17 protein-coding genes and 2 pseudogenes are annotated in these 25,184 nt (G+C 59.1%); 11 read left to right on the top strand and 8 right to left on the bottom strand.

Going from position 1 to position 25,184, the window contains the following annotated elements; all coding sequences use genetic code 11:
• Positions 1–54: 54 nt before the first annotated feature.
• Positions 55–1,203 (top strand): pyridoxal phosphate-dependent aminotransferase, encoded by a 1,149-nt coding sequence (locus tag A8O26_RS16470; protein WP_064118933.1) that lies wholly within the window; start codon positions 55–57, stop codon positions 1,201–1,203.
• Positions 1,191–1,982 carry an amidohydrolase gene (locus A8O26_RS16475; protein WP_064118934.1) on the top strand — a complete coding sequence of 264 codons (792 nt, stop codon included), beginning with the start codon at positions 1,191–1,193 and terminating at the stop codon, positions 1,980–1,982. The genes A8O26_RS16470 and A8O26_RS16475 overlap by 13 nt, the downstream gene beginning before the upstream one ends.
• 176 nt (positions 1,983–2,158) lie before the next feature.
• Here the strand turns inward: A8O26_RS16475 and leuA are convergent, their stop codons facing one another.
• The 4 genes and pseudogenes from leuA to A8O26_RS16500 form a co-directional block, all read right to left on the bottom strand.
• Positions 2,159–3,838 (bottom strand): 2-isopropylmalate synthase, encoded by a 1,680-nt coding sequence (gene leuA, locus A8O26_RS16480; protein ID WP_008082522.1) that lies wholly within the window; start codon positions 3,836–3,838, stop codon positions 2,159–2,161.
• A gap of 463 nt (positions 3,839–4,301) precedes the next feature.
• Positions 4,302–5,123 carry a M23 family metallopeptidase gene (locus A8O26_RS16490; RefSeq protein ID WP_064118936.1) on the bottom strand — a complete coding sequence of 274 codons (822 nt, stop codon included), beginning with the start codon at positions 5,121–5,123 and terminating at the stop codon, positions 4,302–4,304.
• 3 nt (positions 5,124–5,126) lie between these two features.
• Positions 5,127–6,506, bottom strand: a complete 1,380-nt coding sequence (gene xseA, locus A8O26_RS16495) for an exodeoxyribonuclease VII large subunit (protein WP_064118937.1) — start codon at positions 6,504–6,506, stop codon at positions 5,127–5,129.
• Between the two features lie 88 nt (positions 6,507–6,594).
• Positions 6,595–7,532, bottom strand: a pseudogene (locus tag A8O26_RS16500) (LysR family transcriptional regulator).
• 100 nt (positions 7,533–7,632) lie between these two features.
• Here A8O26_RS16500 and A8O26_RS16505 point away from each other — a divergent pair.
• From A8O26_RS16505 to A8O26_RS16530, 7 genes and pseudogenes are all read left to right on the top strand, one after another.
• Complete coding sequence (locus A8O26_RS16505) at positions 7,633–8,400, top strand: sulfite exporter TauE/SafE family protein (protein WP_064118938.1); 768 nt, start codon at positions 7,633–7,635, stop codon at positions 8,398–8,400.
• A 138-nt stretch (positions 8,401–8,538) separates the two neighbouring features.
• Entirely contained in the window at positions 8,539–9,087 is a 549-nt protein-coding gene (locus A8O26_RS16510) for a sugar ABC transporter ATPase (RefSeq protein ID WP_038363001.1), read from the top strand.
• A gap of 116 nt (positions 9,088–9,203) precedes the next feature.
• Positions 9,204–10,673, top strand: coding sequence for an IMP dehydrogenase (gene guaB / locus A8O26_RS16515; protein WP_064118939.1), 1,470 nt, complete (start codon positions 9,204–9,206; stop codon positions 10,671–10,673).
• A gap of 99 nt (positions 10,674–10,772) precedes the next feature.
• Positions 10,773–12,350 (top strand): glutamine-hydrolyzing GMP synthase, encoded by a 1,578-nt coding sequence (gene guaA / locus A8O26_RS16520; protein ID WP_064118940.1) that lies wholly within the window; start codon positions 10,773–10,775, stop codon positions 12,348–12,350.
• A gap of 305 nt (positions 12,351–12,655) precedes the next feature.
• Positions 12,656–12,883, top strand: a pseudogene (locus A8O26_RS29430) (tyrosine-type recombinase/integrase); the annotation flags it as partial.
• Between the two features lie 31 nt (positions 12,884–12,914).
• The gene (locus A8O26_RS16525) at positions 12,915–14,375 is read left to right on the top strand and encodes a metallophosphoesterase family protein (RefSeq protein WP_064118941.1); all 1,461 of its coding nucleotides are present in this window, start codon (positions 12,915–12,917) and stop codon (positions 14,373–14,375) included.
• Entirely contained in the window at positions 14,372–16,690 is a 2,319-nt protein-coding gene (locus A8O26_RS16530) for an ATP-binding protein (protein ID WP_064118942.1), read from the top strand. Before A8O26_RS16525 ends, A8O26_RS16530 begins: the two co-directional genes overlap by 4 nt.
• Before the next feature lie 335 nt (positions 16,691–17,025).
• On the opposite strand, the gene A8O26_RS16535 is transcribed toward A8O26_RS16530, so the two are convergent.
• On the bottom strand, positions 17,026–20,148 hold the full coding sequence (locus A8O26_RS16535; protein ID WP_064118943.1) for a dermonecrotic toxin domain-containing protein: 3,123 nt from the start codon (positions 20,146–20,148) through the stop codon (positions 17,026–17,028).
• Between the two features lie 208 nt (positions 20,149–20,356).
• Between A8O26_RS16535 and A8O26_RS16540 the strand changes: the two genes are divergently transcribed.
• Positions 20,357–21,733 carry a multicopper oxidase family protein gene (locus tag A8O26_RS16540; protein ID WP_064118944.1) on the top strand — a complete coding sequence of 459 codons (1,377 nt, stop codon included), beginning with the start codon at positions 20,357–20,359 and terminating at the stop codon, positions 21,731–21,733.
• Complete coding sequence (gene tadA / locus A8O26_RS16545; protein WP_064118945.1) at positions 21,733–22,233, top strand: tRNA adenosine(34) deaminase TadA; 501 nt, start codon at positions 21,733–21,735, stop codon at positions 22,231–22,233. Before A8O26_RS16540 ends, tadA begins: the two co-directional genes overlap by 1 nt.
• Before the next feature lie 372 nt (positions 22,234–22,605).
• Here tadA and cmoB read toward each other — a convergent pair whose 3' ends face one another.
• From cmoB to A8O26_RS16560, 3 genes are all read right to left on the bottom strand, one after another.
• Entirely contained in the window at positions 22,606–23,562 is a 957-nt protein-coding gene (cmoB, locus tag A8O26_RS16550; RefSeq protein ID WP_064118946.1) for a tRNA 5-methoxyuridine(34)/uridine 5-oxyacetic acid(34) synthase CmoB, read from the bottom strand.
• Positions 23,559–24,338, bottom strand: coding sequence for a carboxy-S-adenosyl-L-methionine synthase CmoA (cmoA, locus tag A8O26_RS16555; RefSeq protein WP_172828172.1), 780 nt, complete (start codon positions 24,336–24,338; stop codon positions 23,559–23,561). Before cmoA ends, cmoB begins: the two co-directional genes overlap by 4 nt.
• 208 nt (positions 24,339–24,546) lie before the next feature.
• Positions 24,547–25,182 (bottom strand): lysoplasmalogenase, encoded by a 636-nt coding sequence (locus A8O26_RS16560; RefSeq protein WP_172828170.1) that lies wholly within the window; start codon positions 25,180–25,182, stop codon positions 24,547–24,549.
• Positions 25,183–25,184 lie beyond the last annotated feature (2 nt).

Raw genomic sequence — 25,184 nt, forward strand, 5'->3', positions numbered from 1 at the left:
CCTCGGGCTCTCCCGCGCCGTCGTCAGAGCCGGGTGTTGAGCAGGGAACCCCCGATGATCACCAGTAAGCTGCCGAATGTCGGCATCACGATTTTCACGCAGATGTCTCAGCTCGCGGCGCAAACCGGCGCGATCAACCTGTCACAGGGTTTTCCTGATTTTGACGGCCCGCAGTCGCTGCGCGATGCAGTCGGTCGACACATCGCCAGTGGCCATAACCAATATTCACCGATGACGGGCCTGCCGGCGCTGCGCGAGCAGATTGCGGCGAAAATCGCTCGCAGCTATGGCGTACAAGTGAATGCCGACAGCGAAGTGACGGTCACGCCGGGCGCGACCCAGGCGATCTTCTGTGCGATTCAGGCGGTTATCCACAGCGGCGACGAAGTCATCGTGTTCGATCCGTGCTACGACAGCTATGAACCGGCGACGGAATTGGCGGGCGGTCGTTGCGTGCATGTGCAACTGAACCCGGATGATTTCTCCATTGATTTCGACCAGCTCGCTGCGGCCCTGAGTCCGCGCACGAAAATGATCGTCATCAACACCCCGCACAACCCGAGCGGTGCCCTGATCAGCCGCGCGGAACTGGATCAACTGGCAGCGCTGATCCGCGACCGCGACATCTACTTGATCAGCGACGAAGTCTACGAACACCTGGTGTTCGACGGCGTGCCGCACGTCAGCGTGCTGGCCCACGAAGAGCTGTATCAGCGCGCCTTCGTGGTCAGCTCGTTCGGCAAGACTTACCACGTCACTGGCTGGAAAACCGGTTACGTCGTTGCACCACCGGCGCTGACCGCCGAACTGCGCAAAGTGCATCAGTACGTCAGTTTCTGTGGCGTGACCCCGCTGCAATACGCCTTGGCCGATTACATGGCCGAACACCCGGAGCACGTCGAAGAGCTGCCGGGTTTCTATCAGGCCAAGCGCGATCTGTTCTGCGATTTGCTGGCGCCGTCACGCTTCACCTTCAGCCGGGTTACTGGCACGTATTTCCAACTGGTCGATTACTCGCAGATTCGCCCCGATTTGAATGACGTCGAGATGGCGATGTGGATGACCCGCGAACACGGCGTGGCGAGTATCCCGGTCTCGGTGTTTTACCAGAGTCCACCCGAAGGCCAGCGCCTGGTGCGCTTGTGCTTCGCCAAACGCGAGGAGACGCTGCGTGAAGCGGCGGCGAAACTATGCGTGATCTGAGTGCGTTACCCGATCTCAACCTGGCGCTGATCCAGACCAGTCTGGCCTGGCATGACCGCCAGGCCAATCTCGAGCATTTCGATGCGCTGCTGGAGCAGGCGCGCGGGGCGGATCTGATCATCCTGCCGGAAATGTTCACCACCGGATTCTCCATGGAGTCCGAGACCCTCGCCGAAGCCGAGAACGGCCCGACCAGCAAATGGCTGCGGATTCAGGCGGCCAAGCTCAATGCCGTGATCACCGGCAGTGTGATCATTCAGGCGGCTGACGGCAGCCATCGCAATCGCCTGCTGTGGGCACGACCGGACGGCGAAGTGCTGCATTACGATAAGCGTCACTTGTTCCGCATGGCCGGCGAGCACAACCACTACACCCCCGGCGAGCGGCAGGTGCAGTTCGAACTGAAGGGCTGGCGTGTGCGTCCGCTGATCTGCTACGACCTGCGCTTCCCGGTGTGGAGCCGTGATGCGCAGGACACCGATCTGCTGCTGTACACCGCGAACTGGCCGGGCGCACGGCGTCTGCACTGGAATCGCCTGTTGCCGGCACGCGCCATCGAGAACCTCTGTTACGTGGCGGCGGTGAATCGCGTCGGCACTGACGGCAAAGGTTTTGCCTATACCGGTGACAGTCAGGTGCTGGATTTCCAGGGTGAAACCTTGCTGGCGGCGGGGGAGGCCGATGGCGTGTTCAAGGTCGTGCTGGAAGCCGCGCCCCTGGCAGCTTATCGCGAGCGTTTCCCGGCAAATCTGGATGCCGACACCTTCGAGTTCACCTGATTCCTGCTGCGCCTGACAGAACGCCTTCGCGAGCAGGCTCGCTCCCACAGGGGAATGCATCCCAAATGTGGGAGCGAGCCTGCTCGCGAAGGGGTCATAAAAGTCAGCCCAAAACTTGCAGGCAAAAAAAGGCCCCGGCGTTCAAACGCCGGGGCCTTTTGCATTTCAGCGAAGGCTTAAGCCGCTTTCGCCTCAGGCTGGCTCAGCGAACGGTTCAGCGCACTGAACAGCGCCTTGAAGCTGGCCGTGGTGATGTTTTCATCGATACCCACGCCGTGCACCGCACGTTCACCGTTCACACGTAGCTCGATGTAGGCCGCCGCTTTGGCATTGGTGCCCGCGCCGATCGCGTGTTCGTTGTAGTCCATGATCTCCACCGGAACTGGCAGGCCGGCCACCAGTGCTTCCAGCGCACCGTTGCCCTTGCCGCGCCAGTGCAGGTTGGTTTCGCCCTGACCTTTGCTCGCCACTTCCACTTCAACATTGCTGTTGCCGTTTTCTTCCTGCAGGCGATGGCTGACCAGCGCGTACGGAGTGTTGGCTTGCAGGTATTCGCTGATCAACAGCGAGTGAATCTGCTTGGCGGTCATCTCAAGGCCCAGACGATCGGTTTCACGCTGCACGACCTGGCTGAATTCGATCTGCATGCGACGCGGCAGGCTGATGCCGTATTCCTGTTCCAGCAAGTAAGCGATGCCGCCCTTGCCCGACTGGCTGTTGACGCGGATCACCGCCTCGTAGCTGCGACCGATGTCGGCCGGGTCGATCGGCAAGTACGGCACTTCCCAAAGGGCGTCCGGTTTCTGCTGGGAGAAGCCTTTGCGGATCGCATCCTGGTGCGAGCCGGAGAACGCGGTGTGGACCAGGTCGCCAACGTACGGATGACGTGGGTGAACCTGAATCTGGTTGCACTCCTCAACCACTTTGCGCACGCCGTCGATGTCGGAGAAGTCCAGCTGCGGGTCGAGACCCTGGGTGTACATGTTCAGGGCGACGGTGACGAGGTCGACGTTACCGGTGCGCTCGCCGTTGCCGAACAGGCAGCCTTCGACGCGATCGGCGCCGGCCATCAGGCCCAGCTCGGTAGCGGCGACACCGGTGCCACGGTCGTTGTGGGTGTGCAGGCTGATGATCACGCTGTCACGACGGTTGATGTTGCGGCCGAACCACTCGATCTGGTCGGCGTAGATGTTCGGCGTCGCACATTCAACGGTGGCCGGCAGGTTGAGGATCATCTTGTGCTCAGGCGTCGGGTTCCACACCTCGATCACTGCATCACAGACTTCCTTGGCGAATTCCAGCTCGGTGGCACTGAAGGTTTCCGGCGAGTATTCGAAGGTCCATTCGGTGTCCGGCTGCATCGCCGCGTATTTGACGAACAGCTTGGCGGCGTTCACGGCGATGGCCTTGATGCCGTCCTTGTCTTGGTTGAAGACGATGCGACGGAAGGAAGGCGAAGTGGCGTTGTACAGGTGAACGATGGCTTTCTTCGCCCCGCGCAAGGATTCGAAGGTGCGCTCGATCAGGTCTTCACGGCCCTGGGTCAGCACCTGAATGGTGGTGTCGTCCGGGATGTGGCCTTCTTCGATCAGGGTGCGCACGAAGTCGAAATCAGTTTGCGAAGCGGCCGGGAACGATGCTTCGATTTCCTTCACGCCGACTTGCACGAGGGTTTTCCAGAAGCGCAGCTTCTTCACCGCGTCCATCGGCTCGATCAGCGACTGGTTGCCGTCGCGCAGGTCGGAGCTGCACCAGATCGGCGCGGTGTCGATGGTTTTCGACGGCCAGGTGCGGTCCGGCAGGTTGATGACAGGAAACGCGCGGTATTTCGAAGACGGATCTTTGAGCATGCTCATCGGGAAATTCCTTATTGTCTGGGCCGAAAAGAGGCGGCCTGCCGGTGTTACGAATGTTCTGGGAAAAGCGTGGGACGAGGTGCGGCGATTCAACCCGGCAGTCGTGCGCTGACGAGGCACAGGCTGCGGTGCTGGCGAAGCTGAATGAGGGTGTGTGAGGTTTTCATGCCTTCAACCCTAACCGCGAGGGGGGAGGATGGCAAGCAGTCGAAAAAAATTGAGAGGAATACTCGGAAAGCGGGTTTTTGCGGGATTTTATTGCGCTGGAGATCGCTGATCGTTGTGATATTTGCGCGAGGTTTGATTGGGGCGCAATTGGGATTTATAGCAATTCAGTAAGTATTGATGTGCTTTATAGGCCGCCTTCGCGAGCAAGCTCGCTCCCACAGGGATTTGTGTTTTGAACGCAATCCAATGTGGGAGCGAGCTTGCTCGCGAAGGGGCCATCAGCCCATCGGCTGTCTTAAGGCTGGAAGGCACCAATGAAAATCGCCGGATCCACCCGCGCATCATTCAGGCTGACATTCCAGTGCATGTGCGGCCCGGTCGCCCGTCCCGTCGAGCCGACCTTGCCGACCACCGCGCCACGCGCCAGTTGATCGCCGACTTTCACATCAATCTTCGACATATGGCAGAACATGCTGATAAAGCCCTGCCCATGGTCGACAAACACCGTGTTGCCATTGAAGAAGTAATTGCCGGTGAGGATCACCTTGCCCGCCGCCGGAGTCTTGATCGGCGTGCCCGCCGGCACCGCGAAGTCGAGGCCTGCGTGCGGGTTGCGCTCTTCACCGTTGAAGAAGCGGCGCACACCAAACTTGCTCGACAGCGGCCCATTGACCGGTTTATCCAGCAACAGATTGCTTGGCGTGTTCGGGCTGAAGCTACGGTAAGCCTTGATCTGCTCGGCCAGTTCGCCTTCGATGCGCTTGAGGTTCGATTGATCCGGATTGACCTGCTGCTTGTTCTTCAGGGTGATGCGTTGTTCCGGGTACTTCTTGTTGCCCACGGTGAACGGCAGATTACGCCCGCCACTGCTGATCTGTTGCGCGCCCGGTTTAACCGTCAACGGCACACCGACAATCGCCAGCCAGTTGTTCTGTTCCTTGACCACCAGCACCGGTTTGCCTTGATACGTGGCTTTCGGCGCCTGCGCGGCCGCGCCCAGATCAACCACTGCCACGCCACCCGGCACCGGTTTGTTCAGCAGTCGGGTGATGTAGCTGTCGGCGTGGGCATTGAAGGTCAGACACAGGAGAAACAATGGAGCCAGAAAACGCGGCATGGATCAGTCCAGTAAAGAAAGGGTGACAGGCGTCAGGTGATTATCTTCGACGCGCACTTGCAGTTCGCCTTCACCGAGTTTGGCTTTCAGGCGCTGGCCAGTGTGGGTCTGCGCGGCGTTGCGGATCGCGTGCCCGCGCTCGTCGAGCAGAATGCTGTAACCACGGCCGAGCGTTGCCAGCGGGCTGACCACGTGCAGCGTCTGCATCTGGCTGTGCAATTGCAGACGACGGTTCTTCAGGCCTTCGCGCATGGCCCGGGGCAAGCGTTCGGCGAGGCTGTCGAGGCGCTGGCGCAACATCGCCAGTTGCCGTCCCGGATGTTGCCCGGCGAGGCGGGTTTCCAGGCGGATCAGGCGTTCGCGGCGGGTATTGAGATGACGCTCGAACGCCCGACGCATGCGCATGTCCAGATCGTCCAGGCGCTGCGCCTGTTGGCGCAGACGTTCGCCGGGATGACGCAGGCGACGGGCCATGCCTTCGAGGCGCAGACGGTCACGCATCAAGCGATCACGCATGCGCATCACCAAACGGCGATGCAGGCTGTCGACCTGACGGATCAAATGGCTGGAATCGGGCGCGAGCAGTTCGGCAGCCGCAGACGGCGTCGGTGCACGCACATCGGCGACAAAGTCACTGATCGACACATCGGTTTCATGGCCAACCGCGCTGACAATCGGCGTCACGCAGGCATCGACCGCACGGGCCACGGCTTCTTCGTTGAAGCACCAGAGGTCTTCCAGCGAACCGCCGCCACGGGCGAGGATCAACGCGTCGAAGCCACGGGCATCGGCCATTTTCAGCGCACGAACAATTTGCGCGGTGGCTTCGCGACCCTGCACGGCGGTCGGGATCAACGTCAACTGCACCTGCGGCGCACGGCGGCGGAACACACTGATGATGTCGCGAATCACCGCGCCGGTTGGCGAACTGATAATGCCGATGCGTTGCGGATGTGCTGGCAACGGAACTTTGCGTTCGGCACTGAACAGACCTTCGGCGCTGAGCTTTTCTTTCAGTGCATCGAAGGCCAGACGCAGTGCACCGTCACCAGCCGGTTCGACGGTGTCGAGAATCAACTGGTAGTCGCCACGGCCTTCAAACAGCGAGACCTTGCCGCGCACCTTGACCGCCAAGCCGTCCTTCAGCGCCTGGCGCACGCGCGCGGCGTTCTGCCGGAACAGCGCACAACGCACCTGCGCGCCGCTGTCCTTGAGGGTGAAATAGATGTGGCCGGACGCCGGGCGGGCAAGGTTGGAGATTTCGCCTTCGACCCAGATGTTGCTGAACACGTCTTCGAGCAACACCCGCGCGCGGCCGTTGAGCTGGCTGACGGTCAGGACTTCACGGTCCAGGCCAAGTCTTGCAAAGGGATCTTTAATCATGGGGCGCAGTTTAAAGGCATTTGCTGATCAATCACCATGAATCACCATAAATCCCTGTGGGAGCGAGCTTGTTCGCGAAGGCGGCGTGTCAGTCGACATCTGAATCGCCTGCAACGCCGCTTTCGCGAGCAAGCTCGCTCCCACATGGTTTTGTAAAAGTCTGGATGAAGTGTTGGATCAGTGGAGTGGGATTTTGCCGATAGGCGAGGGCGACGGTGCTGTGGCAGTCGGCATCGGCCAGCGGCAGGAATCGTACGCCGCTCGGCGCGATGTCCTGCATCGATTCCGGCAGCAGGGCGATGCCGAACCCGGCCTGAATCAACTGTAACTGTGTGGTTTTACGCGACATCACCCGCGCCGCTTTCGGGAAGAAACCCTGGCGCATGCACAGGTCTGCACACAGATAACTCAAACCGCCGCGCTGTGGATGCGGAATGGAGATGAACGCTTCGTCCTTCAGTTGAGCCAGATCGACACGCTCAGCTTCGGCCAATCGATGATCCATCGGAACTGCCAGCAGCAGCCGTTCAGTAAACAGCGGCACAATTTGAATGCCCTCGCGCTGGCGCAACACCGGCAGGCGCAGCAGGCCGATATCGAGACGTCCTTCGGCCAACTCTTGCAGTTGCGCCTCGGACGACAGCTTGCCGATGTCCAGCGACACACCGGGTTGTTGCTGCAGATAAGCGCCGATATCGCTGAGCAACGTCCGCTGATCGACACCGTGCTGGAATGGCTGAGACGCAACGTGCCGAGTTGGCCGTTGCCGACTTCAGTGGCCATCGCGCTGGCCTTGCTCAGCTCATGGAGCAGATTTCTTGCCCGCGGCAGAAACGCTTCACCCGCCGCCGTCAGTCGAGGCTGGCGCGCGGTGCGTTCGAACAGTGGCGTTTGCAGACGCGTCTCCATGTCCTTGATCTGCCGGCTCAGTGCCGATTGCGCAACGAACAAACGTTCAGCCGCCGCACTGAAACTGCCGCAGTCGGCAATTTCGACGAAGTAACGCAATTGGCGGGTGGAGAGCATGAGTCATGCCTTTTCGAGATGAGTAAGCGACTCTGAATATATTAGTCGCAACCCTCGGCGCTGGCTAAAGTCATCTCAGGCTTATTAAGGAAGCGAATCGATGAGCGTGGCGGGATTGCTGAGTGAGTGGGCGTGGGGGCCCGGCGGCTGGGCGGTGATCGGGCTGGGGATCGCCCTGGCCTATATCGTGTTCGGCATTGCCGGGTTTGGCACGGCGTTGGTGGCGGGACCGATTCTGATTCTGTTCATGCCGTTGTCGAAGATCGTGCCGCTGCTGGTGTTGCTGGATTTCGTCGCGGCGTTCGGCAATCTGCTGCCGTCGCGGCGGGATGTGGCCAAGCCGGAGTTATTGCGGCTACTGCCGTGCATGGCGGTGGGCTGCACGCTGGGAGTGATTTTCCTGCTTAACCTCAAGTCGGATGTGTTGCTGCTGTTGATGGGGCTGTTTATCAGCGCTTATGCGGTTTACAGCCTGTGGGTGAAAGCGCGGCCGGCGCAATTGTCGGCAGCGTGGGCAGTGCCGATGGGCACGGTGGGTGGGTTATTTGGTGCGTTGTTTGGCAGCGGCGGCTTTTTATATGCGATTTATTTGAACAGCCGATTGCCGAAGGAAGCGGCGCGAGCCACGCAAAGTGCGCTGATCAGTTGCAGCACGGTGGTGCGTTTGAGCCTGTTTGCCATCGCCGGCGTGTATGCCGAGCTACCCTTGTTGATGCTGGCGCTGTGTCTGTTGCCGGCCATGGCGCTGGGGTTGTGGATCGGACGGCGGTTGACCATGAAATTGTCGCGCGAGGCGTTTGTGCGGCTGGTGACGTGGCTGGTGCTGGCGAGCGGGCTCGCATTGATCGGGCGCTACCTCAGCACTTGACCGGATTTTGTCAGGGATTAAGCTGCCGGCCTTTAGGGCCTCTTCGCGAGCAGGCTCGCTCCCACTGTGGGAAATGCATTCCATTGTGGGAGCGAGCTTGCTCGCGAATGCGTCAGCAGCCACACCGCAGGACTTTCCATGAATTCGCAAAGCATCATCGTCCCGAAAATCTCCACCCTGCCGGTGCACGAACCCCGGGCCCGGGCGATCGTGCGCTGGCTGGTGCGCAAGAACATCATCAAGGAAGAGCTGACCACCTGTGGCCGCACCGGCAATCGCATGGCTTACGCGATTGCCGATGGCGCGCGTGCCGTGGTCCTGCACCCGCAGGCGTTGCCGTTCGGTGAGCCGATCAACGGCTTGGAGATCGTCACCAAACGCTGCATCTACACCCCGGCCAAGGGTTTCCTCGAAGAAGCCGGTTGCGCCGAGTGCCGCCGTGAAGTCGGCGAAGCGCTGTTCGAAAGCCTTGAAGACTGGTTTCCAGGGCGCACTGACAACTTCACCTGCCCCGAATGCGGGCATGAAGACGATATCAACGGGTTTCTGTTTTTGCAGGAATGCGCGTTTTCCAACCTCGGTTTCATCTTCAACAACTGGCTGGAGGCGGGCTTCAAGCAAAGCTTTATCGATGAGTTCGCCGATTGGCTCGATCAACCTGTCTCTTGGGTCAAGGTGGAGCTGTAGGGCCGGGGATCTCCGTATATCAGTAACATTGATATTAAGCTGAGTTTTACATTGAACAGCAGGGGGTGTCTGACTATAATGGCGCGCTTCCATTTTCCCGCTCGGGAGCCCCCGCGATGCTGCGTATCAGCCAAGAAGCTCTGACATTCGACGACATTCTCCTAGTGCCTGGTTATTCCGAGGTGCTTCCTAACGAAGTCAGTCTCAAGACCCGCCTAACCCGTGGCATCGAGCTGAATATTCCTCTGGTTTCTGCCGCAATGGACACCGTCACTGAAGCCCGTCTGGCAATCGCCATGGCTCAGGAAGGTGGCATTGGCATTATCCACAAGAACATGACCATCGAGCAGCAAGCTGCCGAAGTTCGCAAGGTCAAGCGTTACGAAGCCGGTGTAGTCAAGGACCCAATCACCATCGAGGCCGATGCCACGGTGCGTGAACTGTTCGAACTGACCCGTCTGCACAACATTTCCGGCGTTCCGGTACTGCACGATGGCGACCTGGTCGGCATCGTCACTTCCCGTGACGTGCGTTTCGAAAACCGTCTGGAAGCCACCGTCCGTGAAGTGATGACGCCTAAAGAGCGTCTGGTCACGGTCAAGGAAGGCGCTGACAAGAACGACGTTCGCGAGTTGCTGCACAAAAACCGCATCGAACGCGTTCTGATCGTCGACGACAAATTTGCCCTCAAAGGCATGATGACCGTCAACGACATCGAAAAAGCCAAAGCCTACCCGCTGGCCAGCAAGGACGATCAAGGTCGTCTGCGCGTGGGCGCTGCGGTCGGTACCGGTAAAGACACCGGTGACCGCGTCGCCGCTCTGGTCAATGCCGGTGTGGACGTGGTGGTGGTCGACACCGCACACGGTCACTCCAAAGGCGTGATCGACCGCGTTCGCTGGGTTAAACAGAATTTCCCTGAAGTGCAGGTGATCGGCGGCAACATCGCCACCGGCGCCGCTGCCAAGGCGCTGGCCGAAGCAGGCGCTGACGCCGTCAAGGTCGGTATCGGCCCTGGCTCGATCTGCACCACCCGTATCGTCGCCGGTGTCGGCGTCCCGCAAATCAGTGCCATCGCCAACGTCGCCGCTGCCCTTGAAGGCACTGGCGTTCCGTTGATCGCCGACGGCGGCATCCGTTTCTCCGGTGACCTGTCCAAGGCCATCGTTGCCGGTGCTTCCTGCGTGATGATGGGCTCGATGTTCGCCGGTACTGAAGAAGCGCCGGGCGAGATCGAACTGTTCCAGGGCCGTTCGTACAAGGCTTATCGCGGCATGGGTTCGCTGGGCGCCATGTCCCAGGCTCAAGGTTCTTCCGACCGTTACTTCCAGGACTCCTCGGCAGGCGCCGAGAAACTCGTTCCGGAAGGCATCGAAGGCCGCGTGCCGTACAAAGGCACCCTGAGCGCGATCATTCACCAGTTGATGGGCGGCCTGCGTTCCTCGATGGGTTACACCGGCAGCGCCAACATCGAAGAGATGCGCACCAAGCCTGAATTCGTGCGGATCACCGGCGCCGGCATGGCCGAATCCCACGTTCACGACGTGCAGATCACCAAAGAAGCGCCAAACTACCGCGTAGGTTGAGCCTTCAAGCAACAAGCAAAGCAACCGGGGCTGTTTGATTCAGCCCCGAGTTGTTTCTGAATCACGACTGTTTCTGAATGACTTAGACGAGACTGAATCATGGCCCTCGATATTCACGCTCACCGCATCCTGATCCTCGACTTCGGTTCGCAATACACCCAACTGATTGCCCGCCGCGTGCGCGAGATCGGTGTGTACTGCGAACTGCACCCGTTCGACATGGACGAAGATGCGATCCGCGAATTCGCTCCTAAAGGCGTCATCCTCGCCGGCGGCCCCGAGTCCGTGCACGTTGCCGACAGCCCGCGCTGCCCACAGGCAGTGTTCGATCTGGGCGTACCGGTCTTCGGTATCTGCTACGGCATGCAGACCATGGCCGAGCAACTGGGCGGCAAGGTTGAAGGTTCCGAACTGCGTGAGTTCGGTTACGCCCGCGTTGATGTGGTCGGCAAGAGCCGCCTGCTCGACGGCATCGAAGACCACATCGACGCCGACGGCCTGTTCGGCCTCGACGTATGGATGAGCCACGGTGACAAGGTCACCAAGATGCCGCAAGACTTCCACATCCTCGCCAGCACCCCGAGCTGCCCGATCGCCGGCATGTTCAACGACGACCGTGGCTACTACGGCGTGCAGTTCCACCCGGAAGTGACCCACACCAAACAGGGCGGTCGCATCCTCTCGCGTTTCGTTCTCGACATCTGCGGCTGTGAAGCCCTGTGGACGCCGTCGAAGATCGCTGAAGACGCCATCGCCAACATCCGCGCACAAGTCGGCACCGACAACGTGTTGCTGGGTCTGTCCGGCGGCGTTGACTCCTCGGTGGTTGCTGCGCTGCTGCACAAAGCCATTGGCGACCAACTGACCTGCGTCTTCGTCGACAACGGCCTGCTGCGTCTGCACGAAGGCGAGCAAGTGATGGCCATGTTCGCCGAGAACATGGGCGTCAAGGTGATCCGCGCCAACGCTGAAGAGCAGTTCCTGAACAACCTGGCCGGCGAAGCCGACCCGGAGAAGAAGCGCAAGATCATCGGTCGCACCTTCATCGACGTCTTCGATGCCCAGTCGAACAAACTGGAAAACATCAAGTACCTCGCTCAGGGCACCATCTACCCGGACGTGATCGAGTCGGCTGGCGCGAAAAGCGGCAAGGCCCACGTAATCAAGTCGCACCACAACGTGGGCGGCCTGCCGGAAGAGATGAACCTGAAACTGGTCGAGCCACTGCGCGAACTGTTCAAGGACGAAGTCCGTCGTCTGGGTCTGGAACTCGGCCTGCCGTACGACATGGTCTACCGTCACCCATTCCCGGGCCCGGGCCTGGGCGTACGCATCCTCGGTGAAGTGAAGAAGGAATACGCCGACCTGCTGCGTCGCGCTGACCACATCTTCATCGAAGAACTGCGCAAAGCCGACTGGTACCACAAAGTCAGCCAGGCTTTCGTGGTGTTCCAGCCAGTGAAGTCGGTTGGCGTGGTGGGCGATGGCCGTCGTTACGCCTGGGTCGTGGCCCTGCGTGCCGTAGAAACCATCGACTTCATGACCGCACGTTGGGCACACCTGCCTTACGAACTGCTGGAAACCGTATCCGGCCGCATCATCAATGAAATCGAAGGCATCTCGCGCGTGACTTATGACGTGTCGAGCAAGCCGCCGGCGACGATTGAGTGGGAGTGATTGAGCGTCCGGCATTGTCCGGCACCACCTAGCAAGAGTTGCCCTTAAGCCCGCGTAAATGCGGGCTTTCGGCTTTTTAGGTCTAGCAAATTCTCGCAACTCTGTGCATCGCCAAGCACCGTGTTCGTGTGGCATGGTGCGGGGCATTGACTGAGCCCAATGCCATGCTTAGTGCTCGATACCATGTTGCCTCCCTTAAGTGACGGCATGGTATCAAGCCCCATCATCCGCCCGGTTCATTGGGTTTCTGGTGGTGTATGAGTGCTTTTCTGAGTATGTTTTTTTACGCGAAATCCGTGACCTACATGCCGACCGTTAACACGCTGCGTAACCTCAAACGCAAAGAAAAACTCTACAAGGTGAACGACCGCGACAAGCTATATGCGGCTGCCACCAATGCCGGCTCCATCTCATTTCGCTACAGCCGCTCCATCCGCGGCCGTCAGGAGATCATTACGTTCGGTCGGTATGGCGTGGGTGGCATAGTTACGCGTCCAGCCGCCTACCAAAGCCAAGAGCTTGCCGCTATGATGCCGGGACCCAACGGAGAGATCGAAAAAGAGTATGCGCTATTCAATCCTGCATCTTTCCGATCTTCATCGCGATTTAGCCGACGAGGTGCCAAACGTCTGGCTGATTGATTCTTTGGTGCGGGACCTTGAGGCCGTTTCAAATGACGAGGCTGCTCCGCCGAGCCCTGCCCTATGCGTCGTGAGCGGTGACCTGGTTTATGGCGTTTCGGCCAACGCAGCCGATGCTGACAAGGAGATTAAACGTCAAACGGCGCAAGCCTTGGAGTTCCTTGTAGGTTTAGCCGACCGGCTGTTCGCGGGGGACCGTGAAAAGGTCGTTATTCTACCTGGCAATCACGACGTCACGTACAAAAGGGTTTTGGAAAGCATTGCTCTTGTCCCGATGCCGACCGACAGTGGCGAACGTGCCGCACTTGTGGCTGAGTTTTTCAAACCGAATTCTGCCCTACGTTGGTCATGGCGAGAGCTGGCATTCTACAGGGTTGTAGATCAAGCAAAGTACTCCGAACGCCTCGCCGAGTTTGCTGGCCTGTATGCCGATTTCTACCAAGGTCGTCGACGTTACTCACTCCAGCCGGAAGAGCAATTCGACTTTTTCGACTTTCCCGACCAAAAGCTCTCGTTGCTCGCCTTAAGTAGCTGTCATGGCAACGACCCAATGCAACGCGCAGGTCGGATGCATCCGACAGCGTTGGCCGAGGCAAGACGACAACTGTCCGCGTCATCGAGAACAGGTTGGTTGCTAGCAGCCGCTTGGCATCACAATTTGGCTGGTGGTCCTTCTCAGGACGACTATCTGGACTCGAGCTTTCTACAGTTATTAATCGATGGCGGTGTAGCTCTCGGTATGCATGGCCATCAGCACCGTACCGAGTGTTTCGATGAACGATATCGCCTAGGCCCTGAAAAGCGAAAGATCGTGATAGCTAGTGCTGCGTCGCTCTGCGCCGGGCCTACGAACCTAAGCCCAGGGGCACCCCGTGGCTACAATATCGTAGAGATCGACACCGACGCCTTGACCGGACGTCTGCACCAGCGACAGATGGTCAATCTGCAGTTCAGCACGCCGGTCTGGGGTCCTGGATACTTTTTCGATACCAACCGAACCTACGTGGACTTCGAACTATCCCCCCCACTCGCCTCGCGCCCCAATGGTCTTGACCTGCAACTTGTCATGGAGAGTGCCGATCGTCTCCTTGGTGGCGGCGACTGGCGAGGAGTGGTGGATTTGCTATCCGAGCACATGGAAGATTCTCTTGTCCGTAAATACTGCTTCCGGGCGCTACAGGAGTTAGAAGATCCCTTTGCCACGATAAAGTTGCTTTCAGGTCCTCGCGATATATCCGAGGCGGTGCTCCTAGGGACTGCCGTGGCCGAAACCGGAGATTCCGAGGCTCGCGAACGGTATTTAGCTGATCCATTCGTGTTGGCGTCCACCGACGCTAGTATTGAACACATCGTATCCAGCATTAAAGCGAGGGCTGCAAAATGAGTGACGGTATTGTCTTTCAGGTCGAGACGGGCCGGGTTTTGCAGATTCTTGCTAAAGAGATCTACGACTCACCGCTCGCCATGCTGCGCGAGAACCTGCAGAACGCCTACGATGCCGTCAGGGAGCGATTCGCTTCCTCCGGTCCTCTCTTACAAGGTGGCCGCATCGAGGTCAAGATTGAAGGCAACGAGATCATCATCGTGGACAATGGCGTCGGGATGGACGAACACGTACTGCGGGAGAACTTTTGGAAGGCAGGGTCGAGTGGGAAGCATTCCGTTCGAGCTAAGCAGGCAGGGGTCGTTGGAACTTTCGGTATCGGCGCCATGGCCAACTTTGGCGTCTGCTCTAAGCTCACAATTGTTACACGATCCCACGAAGCGGCGGGAGCACTAGCGACCCTCGCCGAGCGGGACAATCTGAAGATTGGTGAAGAGTGCATAACGTTTGAAAAGCTTGAAACTGAGCAGCCGATTGGGACCACCCTATCAGCAACTTTGGATTCGGCAAATTCGATCACCAGCGAACAGGCCAAGTCCTACCTCGACCCTTATGTTGCACTTCTACCGGTCCCGATTTATCTTGACGGCGAGCTGATCAGCACACGCGCGATGATGGACGTATTGCCGATACAAGCTAAGCAATTCAACCCGCTGGGAAATGTCGAGTTGGAAAATCAGGGCTTCAAAGCTCGGTTTTCAGTGAGCGCAGATGCCAATGCTCAGATCCTCGTAGTGGTCAGTGATATATCAGTTTCTGGTATTTCGATTGATGGCGAGATGGCATTGCTTCAGAGCGGCGGCCAACTAATGGGCCTAAGGTCTTACTTCGGTTTGGCCCCTATACCGGTTGCTGGAAATTATCAGTTTGGCGGTTACGCCAACCTGCCGTTTTTGCAGCCGACCGCGGGGCGAGACGCGCTGAACCGGGAAAGTATCGATCAGGCGTTAATTCTCATAGCGCTTGCTGAGAAAGCGGCCTCTCAAATGTTGGGGGAGAGTCATCTGGGAGACCGTAGCAATGCATTGCTTGCTTGGATTTCCGCACATGGTCGGTACGATCTCGCCAAACGTATTAGTATTCTCGTCCACCCCCGAGAAGAAAACGTAGCCCTAGGTGATTTATCTGCCTATATCGGATCTCGTAATTCCTATCAGTACGCGAGTAATGACCGGTCTGTGATTGGGACTTTCGCCAACGAAGATAACTTCGTGGTTCAACTGTCGCCAAATCAACCAAGACGCAAGGTGCAGCAGCAGTATCTGACATCTGTCTTACGGTTGAAGCAAGTTCCCCATAGCGCGCAAATCCTCAAGGTATATTCCGGCCAAGATCTTGAAATCCCGGAAGCATCCGTTCTATTCCGTATCGCAAATATCCTGCGAGACGACTATCTCGTGCCTGATGTAGACGTCGCTTTCGCAGATATCTCACACGGAGTGACCGTGTTGGCTGAAGAGAACGGAGGCACGGTCAAATTATTTATTGCGAAAGGGAACTCTTCAGTAAAGCCGCTAATGGAAATCCAAACAAATGCCTATGAACTCTTCGCGCAGTTTATGAAAGACTATGTTCGGGTCAACATCTACCCGAAGATTCAGCAGTACGTGCCTTCTTCGACTAAAGGAGGTGTAGAGGCGTTAAGAAAGGTGCTGCTCCGTAGCAAGGAGCTTTACCGGCTTGAAGAGTCTGACCGTGGCGATCTTGAGGGGGTTCTTGGCGATTACCTGGCGGGCACGTCATCTTTTCCTGCTGTCCTCAAAGCTGCTAAAGCCCTAGCACGCCCACAAACGCAGCGGGTTTCGGCCGAGCAAGTGGGATCGATAGAGCACGAAGTACCGGGTCTTGTCGAGTCCCCCGTGCGGTCTGACGTAGCGGTGGAAGGACAAGAGTTCATGGCCACGCCTCCGATCATTCGGAACAGCATCTCTTCGTCCATGAAGATTTTGACCACGGAAGGACATTACCCTCTACTAAACCAGTTCACCATGTTGCTTGGACTATCCGACCGTCTTATGACGACCGAGGTGGACTTTTTCATGGTCCCACATACCACCCGAATTCTTTGGGGCGGACATCGCGTAGTCTATATTTTTACTGAGGTGACGGAGAGGCTGAGCCTCTATTACGACATCGAGCTTAGGGACGCGATTGACAGTAACAAGACGGGAGGCGGAATGTTTGCCACGACCACTCTCATCACCAAGGAGCGCATATTCGTTCCTGTTCCGAAGGTCTTGGAAGCTGAGTTTCATGTGGCGAAGGGGCCGCGAGAGTTTTTCGTCAGGTTTGACTTGCTGGCCAGTCGAGGTTAACGGGTAGGAATTCGTAATAAAAAACGCCCGCTTAATAGCGGGCTTCTGCTTTTGATATGTCTTACAGTCTTCGATCAAACCAGCTCGTACTCGTGAATCCGCCCAGGGGATCAGTTTGAGAATCTTTTTCGAGAACGATATCGTCCAGAATTATTCTGTTTCGCGTTGATTACAGCGTACGGATCTTCGCCAATGCCAGTCAGTTTTACTGACTGGCATTTTTGTTTTCGGGCGCAAAGCCCAACGGTAACAAGTTGCTTCGCTGGCTAATGGGATCAACATCGTGAGTTGCTGGAAACGGTATCCAGCCGCCTCATCAAGCCGCTGAAAACCTATCACAAAGGTATACGACTTTGCAGTTTCAGGCCCAGTTCTATCAGGCGTTGAGACAACGCGGCGATGTCCGGAAACAGCACGCCGCTGATGCGTGGCATCGACTGCAGCCAGATGTAGACCTGGCCATCCTGAGTCTGGTTTACCAGTGTTCGCGCGATGGTGCCGAAGCTGTTGCGGCGGACGAGTCGGTAATCGTTTTGCGACTTCTCGAACAGGTACATGCCATTGCGGTGCAGCAAGTGGTCGAGGGTTGCCTCGTTCCAGATCGGTTCGGGCGCTTCGATTTGCAGGCGCAGGTCGGCGTAGAGGATGTCGAATGCATCGCGCGTCATGGTGCCGTTGTCGAAGGGGCCGCGCGCTACTTTCAGACCGGGGTCGATAGCGACGCCCGGCTCTTCGGCCGGGAAGGCTTCTTCAATGCGCAGACCAATGCCGCCGCGCAGTTCACTGATGCCCGGCAAGCCCCGGAAATTATTGGTGTTCTCTGCACCGATCAGCGCGATCCATTTGCCCGGCCGATTGAGAATCTCATCGCCCCACATGATCAGGGAGCTGAGGCGAGCGCCCATCATCTGCTCTTCGAACGTGGTCAGCGGGATTTTCATTTTGTAGCTCGCCGCGCAATCCAGGCCCTGAATCCGCACGCCATGGGCCTGAGCGGTCTTCGCCAGTTCGAGGGCGTTGAACGCTTCATCCGGGTCGGTGCCGAGGCTCGTCAGATAAATCCGCAGATCCTCTGTCATCACTCCAGTGGCATGGAAACTGTTCAGGTCTGCCTGGGCAAAGTCGCTCAGCAGATCACGCACGTAGAGCGTGGTGGCGTGGCGGGCGAGCGCCGGCATGTTCTCGATCATGAAGCGCATGCTGGTGATGCGATCCAGGGTTTCGCCCACGACCAGACCCTGAGTCTTGGCGAAGATCCGCTCAATCAGCTCATCCATTTGCATCGAATGGCTGATCTCGGGCATGGCCGGACGTGCCGGCAGGTTGGTCCATTTCAGCTCCGAATAATGCTCTTTGGCTTCGTTCAGCAGTTGCGTGCGCAGGTAGCGGAAGTAGCGTGTATACAACTCCTCGGCGCTCAGGGCGCCGGTGGCGGCTCGAGGCATTTCGGCGGGTTCCTCGGGCAAGTTCATCGCCCACTTTTTCAGTTGGTCCATGTCTTGACCCATCACGTCATATTTAGTCGTCACCAGACGTATCGGACGGGCAGTCGGCGGAACCGGCTCGACCAGCGGTAGATCCGGCGACGGCGTAGAGGTCGTGGTAAATGAGCGCAGTTCAACCTCAGGCGTACACGGTTTGCCCACACATTGCCCGCCACCGTTGAGGCGCAGCGCGGGCATGCGCTCCCATATCCCGGCGGCATTCAAGCGTACCGGCAATGAGTAAGCGAACTGGTTGGGGCGCTCAGGGGCGACGATTGCCCAGTTGCCACTGGCCTCGGTGGCGGCGAAGTAGCGCACGTAGTAGGCGTTGCCACCGATCTTGATCGCATGGGGCGGGTCGTTATCGAGGCGGTAAATGCCCTGGAATTTCCCGGGGGCGGTTTCTGCCGTGTAGCGATCGAGCAATTCGTTGCATTGATAACGGGCGGGAATGCCGGGGCTTGCCGGGCTGATCGGCGCGGGGCTTTCGAGCGGGGTTGAGGGCAGTGTTGACTGAGTGGGGATTTCGTTTGAAATCTCTTCAACCGCTTCGCTCGCGACCATGACCGGCGCCGGCTCCCTGGCGGGCAGCGGCGGTTCGCTGGCCGAGGTGAATTCGATCAGCCCGGCCATTTCCTCGGCATCGGCAATTTCCACCTGCGGCCCGACCTCGAGCAACTCACCGGCGCCCGCCAGGAATGCCACGTTGAACAGCGTTTCGATGCCGTTGAGGATCGCGCCGAGGGTGCCGGTCTTGCGCTCGACGGCCGTCCTGCCGTTGACGGCCTGATCGATATTCAGGCCCATATTGGCAATGCCGGCACCAATCACCGGCAACGCCAGCGGCCAGCCCACCGCCGCCATCGGCCCGAATACCTTGAGGCCGGCACTCAGGTAACCCATCCAGAGTTTTTTGCGCAGGTCGCTGTTGGACGTCAGCGACAGGCTTGCCTCGGCCGCCATCGCACGGTGCGTCGAATCGCTTAACCAGGTAAACGCGTCACCGCTGATGGCGATGTTGCTGCGATTGATCATTTGATGATCGCTGTGACCCCAAGTGCTGACCAGACGATTCATCAGGTCGGTGAGGTTTTCAGTTATCTGCTCGCGGTCAGCCAACGGCCAGTGATTGAGAAAGGTCTTGCGTTTGTTCTCCACGTTCATCTGCTCGAGCGTCCACCAGTGCAGATCCGCTTCATCCTCCATCAAGCGAAAGGCCTGGGCTTCGCCCGGCAAATACAGGGTTTGCCGGCCGCTGTCCTCGACCCAGCGCAAGACATTCGTGGCGACGTGACCGTCGAGATCCAGCGCCCGCACGTCCGCGCTGACCGGGTGCATCGCCTCGAGCATTTGCAGGGTGACGGGCCAGGTGATAGGGCCGATCACCGAGTCGGTGACACGCTGGAAATCGTTGCCGTCCAGATGGCCCTGCTGCAGTGCTCGTATGGCCTGACTGAGAAAATTGCACTTGGCCAACGTGCGGAAATTGGTCGAAGAGGCTTGCCAGAAGGTGCTCAGTTGGCGGGTGTAGCGCGTGCTGAAGTCAACGCTCCAGAACACCCGTAGCACGTCGCTGCCGAGCAGGCGCACCTCATTACTCTGATTGAAGTTTTCGGCCTGCGGCCCCTCCGAATAGAAGCCTGCGTAAAGACCCAACAGATCCGCGTTGTCCTGATCGGTGGCGCGGAAACGATGGATCACCAATTGGGTGAGGGTCAGCGATTCGTAGGGCTTTTCCAGCAGATGCTCCCAACCGGTGAAGGTCAGCGTGCTGCTCTGCGCTGTGCGGAACCGGTGGAAATACACCCGGTCCGGGTCGAGGTCTGCCAGGCCTTGGTCGCTCAGCAATTGCCGGGCGACTTCGCGGGCCGCGTCCAGCAGGCTGGGGCAGGTTTGTACGAGGGTTGTCGCGATGGCCTTGAGGCTGGCCTTGTCGGCGGCGTTCGGCAGCAGGCGGCGTTCGGGTGCGATCATGCATTTCTCCATCCATGGGGAAAACGGAGAGCGAGCATGGCCGATCCGCTGCGCCGCCATGCACTAGTTATGTATCGCACAGTGACGTTTCGCCGCTCGTGCTGATGTGCGGCCCTGAGTCGCCCTTACTGTTTCCCAACCGCAGGTGTATCGTATTCGCCTTTTACGGGCCTCAGGCCCGTCGCAGATACGTGAGGTAGTTGAGTTCATGTCCTTTACCCGTCGCCAAATCCTCGGTGGCCTGGCCGGTCTTGTTGTCGTTGGTGTCGGAGCGGGGGGCGCGTCGCGGTACTGGCTGGGCAAAATGGCTGACGCTGACGCCGGTCACGATTACGAGTTGATTGCCGCGCCGCTGGACGTTGAGCTGGTGCCTGGGCACAAGACCGAGGCGTGGGCGTTCGGCCCCTCGGCGCCGGGCACCGAGTTGCGCGTGCGCCAGGGTGAATGGCTGCGGGTGCGCTTCATCAATCATCTGCCGGTAGCGACCACCATTCACTGGCACGGCATTCGCCTGCCGCTGGAGATGGACGGCGTGCCGTACGTGTCGCAACTGCCGGTGTTGCCGGGCGAATACTTCGATTACAAATTCCGCGTGCCGGACGCCGGCAGTTACTGGTATCACCCGCACGTCAGCAGCAGTGAAGAGCTGGGGCGCGGGTTGGTCGGGCCGCTGATCATCGAAGAGCGCGAGCCGACCGGTTTCCAGTACGAAAAGACCCTGAGCCTGAAGAACTGGCACATCGATGACGAAGGTAATTTCGTCGAGTTCAGCATCCCGCGTGAAGCGGCGCGGGGCGGTACCGCTGGTCGTTTGTCGACGATCAATGGCGTGCCGACGCCGGTGATTGAATTGCCCGCCGGCCAGATCACCCGCGTGCGCCTGCTCAATCTCGATAACACCCTGACTTATCGCATCAACATTCCCGGCGTCGAGGCGAAGATCTACGCACTGGACGGCAATCCGGTGGAGCCGCGCCCATTGGGCAAGGAATACTGGCTGGGTCCGGGCATGCGTATTTGCCTGGCGATCAAGGCCCCGGCGGCCGGCGAAGAACTGTCGCTGCGCAACGGCCCGGTACGTCTGGGCACGCTGCGCTCGGTGGCCAATAACGATGCGCCGACGGACTGGCCGAAAGCCCTGCCGGCCAACCCGGTGGCTGAGCCGGACCTGGCCAATGCCGAGAAACTCAACTTCAATTTCGAATGGGTTGGTTCGGTGTCGGTCAACGTCGACAACGGCAAGCCGCCGAGTCTGTGGCAAATCAACGGCAAAGCCTGGGACATCACCGACAAGACCTGTGCCGATCGGCCGATTGCCAGTTTGAAGTTGGGCCAGAGTTACATTTTTGAATTGAAAAACATGACCCAGTACCAGCACCCGATCCACCTGCACGGTATGAGCTTCAAGGTGATTGCGTCGAACCGGCACAAGATCATTCCGTACTTCACCGACACTTATCTGCTGGGCAAGAACGAGCGCGCGCAAGTGGCGCTGGTGGCCGATAATCCGGGGGTGTGGATGTTCCACTGTCACGTGATCGACCACATGGAAACCGGCCTGATGGCCGCCATCGAGGTGAAGTGATGCGCCAGATTCGCCCTGCGGCGATCATCGACCGCAGCCGTGATCGCGATTTCATGCGCGAAGCCCTGGCCCTTGCCGCACAAGGCGCAGCGCTCGGCGAAGTGCCGGTGGGCGCGGTGCTGGTGCAGGACGGCGAGATCATCGGGCGCGGCTTCAATTGCCCGATCAGTACCAGCGACCCGAGTGCCCACGCAGAAATGGTCGCCATCCGCGCGGCGGCAGAGGCGGTGGATAATTATCGACTGCCGGGCAGCACGCTGTATGTGACGCTGGAACCGTGCAGCATGTGCGCGGGCTTGATCGTGCATTCGCGGGTGGCGCGCGTGGTGTATGGCGCGCTGGAGCCGAAGGCGGGGATTGTGCAGAGTCAGGGGCAGTTTTTTACCCAGGGCTTTTTGAATCACCGGGTGTTGTATGAAGGTGGGGTGTTGGCTGAAGAGTGTGGCGCGGTGTTGACCGAGTTCTTCCGCGCCCGTAGAGCGAAGAGCCCCTCACCCTAACCCTCTCCCAGAGGTAGAGGGGACTGACCGGACTGGATGGGCGATCTCCGCCGACCTGAGAGACCGAGTCGAACTCAAGTTTCGAAAAGCCCAAAGATCGGCTCCCTCTCCGACAGGGAGAGGGGGCTGACCGGGTTGGATGGGCGAGGTCCGCCGACCTGAGATACCGAGTCGAACTCAAGTTTCGAAAAGCCCAAAGATCAGCTCCCTCTCCCACAGTGAGAGGGGACTGACCGGACTGGATGGGCGAGGTGCACCGACCTGAGTTATCGAGTCGAACTCAAGTTTTGAAAAGCTCAAAGATCAGCGCCCTCTCCCTTGGGAGAGGGCTGGGGTGAGGGGTGGGCTCACCGCAGTGTTTGAAAGATTGGATTACTTCTTGGCGACGATCACCGCGCGCATCGGTGCCGGCAATCCTTCGATGGTTTTGCTGTGATCTTCCGGATCAAGGAAATCGCTGAGCGACTGATACTTCATCCACTCGGTACCGCGCTGTTCCTCGACCGTCGTGGTGCTCACGTCTACGCAACGAATGTCGGTAAACCCCGCGCGACGCAACCACAATTCCAGCGCCGGCACCGACGGCAGGAACCACACGTTGCGCATCTGCGCATATCGATCCTCCGGCACCAGCACTTGATGCTTGTCGCCTTCGACCACCAGCGTTTCCAGCACCAGCTCACCGCCCTTGACCAGGCAATCCTTCAACGCCAGCAAATGCTCGATCGGCGAGCGACGGTGATAGAACACACCCATCGAAAACACCGTGTCGAAACCTTCCAGATTCGGCGGCAGGTCTTCAAACGGGAACGGTAAGTGCCAGGCGTTCGGCTCTGAGAGATAACGCTGCACCGCCTGGAACTGGCAGAAGAACAGCCAGTTCGGGTCGACACCAATCACACTGTTCGCGCCGGCGCCGAGCATGCGCCACATGTAATAACCGTTGCCGCAGCCGACATCGAGGATGCGTTTGCCTTTCAGGTCCAGATGCGGCGCCACCCGTGACCACTTCCAGTCCGAACGCCATTCGGTGTCGACGTGCACGCCAAACAGATCAAACGGCCCTTTGCGCCACGGCGACAAGCCCATCAGCGCAGTACGCATCTGCGCGCGGGTTTCCTCGTCGCAATCGGTGTCGAGTTTCAAGCCGTTGAGCAGATCGACTTCGCTCGGCTGGATCTTCGGCAAGGCGTCCAGCGCACTTTGCCAGCGCTCCAGATCGCCGTGACCTTTGTCCATTTTCTTGTCGAGTTGACGCTGCAGGGTGTTGGCCCATTCGGCCAGCGGTGTGCCAGCCAAGCGGCGGGCGAGGGGGGACAGATCAATCATGGCAAGGCAATCAACGAGGCAAAGTTAAGACACTGAAACCACGGCACGACTTTCGAGAACCCGGCGGCCAGCAGGCGTTCGCGGTGTTCTTCGAGGCTGTCGGGCTTCATGACGTTTTCGATGGCGCTGCGCTTCTGGGCGATTTCCAGTTCGCTGTAGCCGTTGGCGCGTTTGAAGGCGACGTGCAGATCAGTGAGCAGCGCGTGTTCTTCGGCATCGTTAAAGCGCAGCTTTTCCGACAGGATCAGCGCGCCGCCCGGCAGCAGTGATTGGCGAATGCGCGAGAGCAACGCGGTGCGCTGATCCGGGGCGATGAATTGCAGGGTGAAGTTCAGCGCCACCACCGAGGCTGGCTGAAACTCGAGGGCAAGGATGTCGCCTTCGATCACGTCCACCGGCAGCAACTCCTGGAACATCGAGTCCTGACCGTTGAGGTATTCACGGCAGCGCTCGACCATGGCGGCGGAGTTATCCACAGCAATCACCCGGCAACCGTCGGTGCGCACGTGACGGCGCAGCGCTTGAGTCACCGCGCCCAAGGATGAGCCAAGATCGTAGAGCACGCTGTTCGGCTGAGCGAACTGCGCGGCGAGCACGCCGAGGTTTTCGACGATGGTCGGGTAACCCGGCACCGAGCGCTTGATCATGTCCGGGAACACCCGCACCACGTCTTCGTTGAAGGCGAAGTCGGGTACCTGGGCCAAAGGCTTGGCGAAAATGCGATCGGGTTCTTTGCTCACGGCGGTTCCGGCAGTGTCGGTGGAAAAGGCCGGCATTTTAGCCAAAGTGGCGTCGGGATGCTTGGGTTGTCTGATAAAGCGCCGCACGCAAGCCGCAAACACCCACCTGTGGCGAGGGAGCTTGCTCCCGCCGGGTTGCGAAGCGACCCAAAAACCGCTGCATACGATGCTGCAGGTATATCTCGTACTCAGGTTTGGCGACTGCTGCGCAGCCGAGCGGGAGCGAGCTCCCTCGCCACAAGGATTAGCGTTTGGTCTGGGAGAACGCGGAGGCGGCGATGCCCCACTGGCCCAGCCAGTAGCTGAGGATGATGACGTACGGCGCGGCGTGGAATGGCGATACAAAGCGATCAATACCAATCACGCTGTCCGAGAACACAAACGCCAGCGCGCCACCCGCCGCCAACAGCGCCGAACGTTTCGGCACATTGGTTCCGAGTCGTGCCAAAGCGCGCCAGAGCATCGCGCTGATGGCCGTGCCGTAGACGATCACTGGCACCAGCAACGGCCCCAGACCGCTGGAAATCAGCAGCCCCAGCAGCACCGCACCGACGGCGAGGGCAAGCAGCAGCGGCAATATCGCCAGACGCTTGCAGTCACTCAGATAAGCCTTCAGATAAGCCAGATGCGCGACCAGAAACGCACCAAGCCCAAACACAAAAAGATCCCCCGGCCACGCCAGCAACACATCACCGAGCAGCGAGAAAATCAGACCGAGGCTGATCCAGCGTCGATAGTCGCTGGGTGGCGCATCGTGCAGCCAGCCGAGCAATGCCAGCACCGGCAGCGGTTTGACCAACAGGCAGAGCAGCGCCGCGTGGGTGCTGACACCGTAGAGAAACGTCACCGCGCCCATCAGCGCCAGAATCAGCCAGCCCACGA

It is taken from the genome of Pseudomonas fluorescens, from assembly GCF_001648775.1.
Taxonomy (GTDB): domain Bacteria; phylum Pseudomonadota; class Gammaproteobacteria; order Pseudomonadales; family Pseudomonadaceae; genus Aquipseudomonas; species Aquipseudomonas fluorescens_M.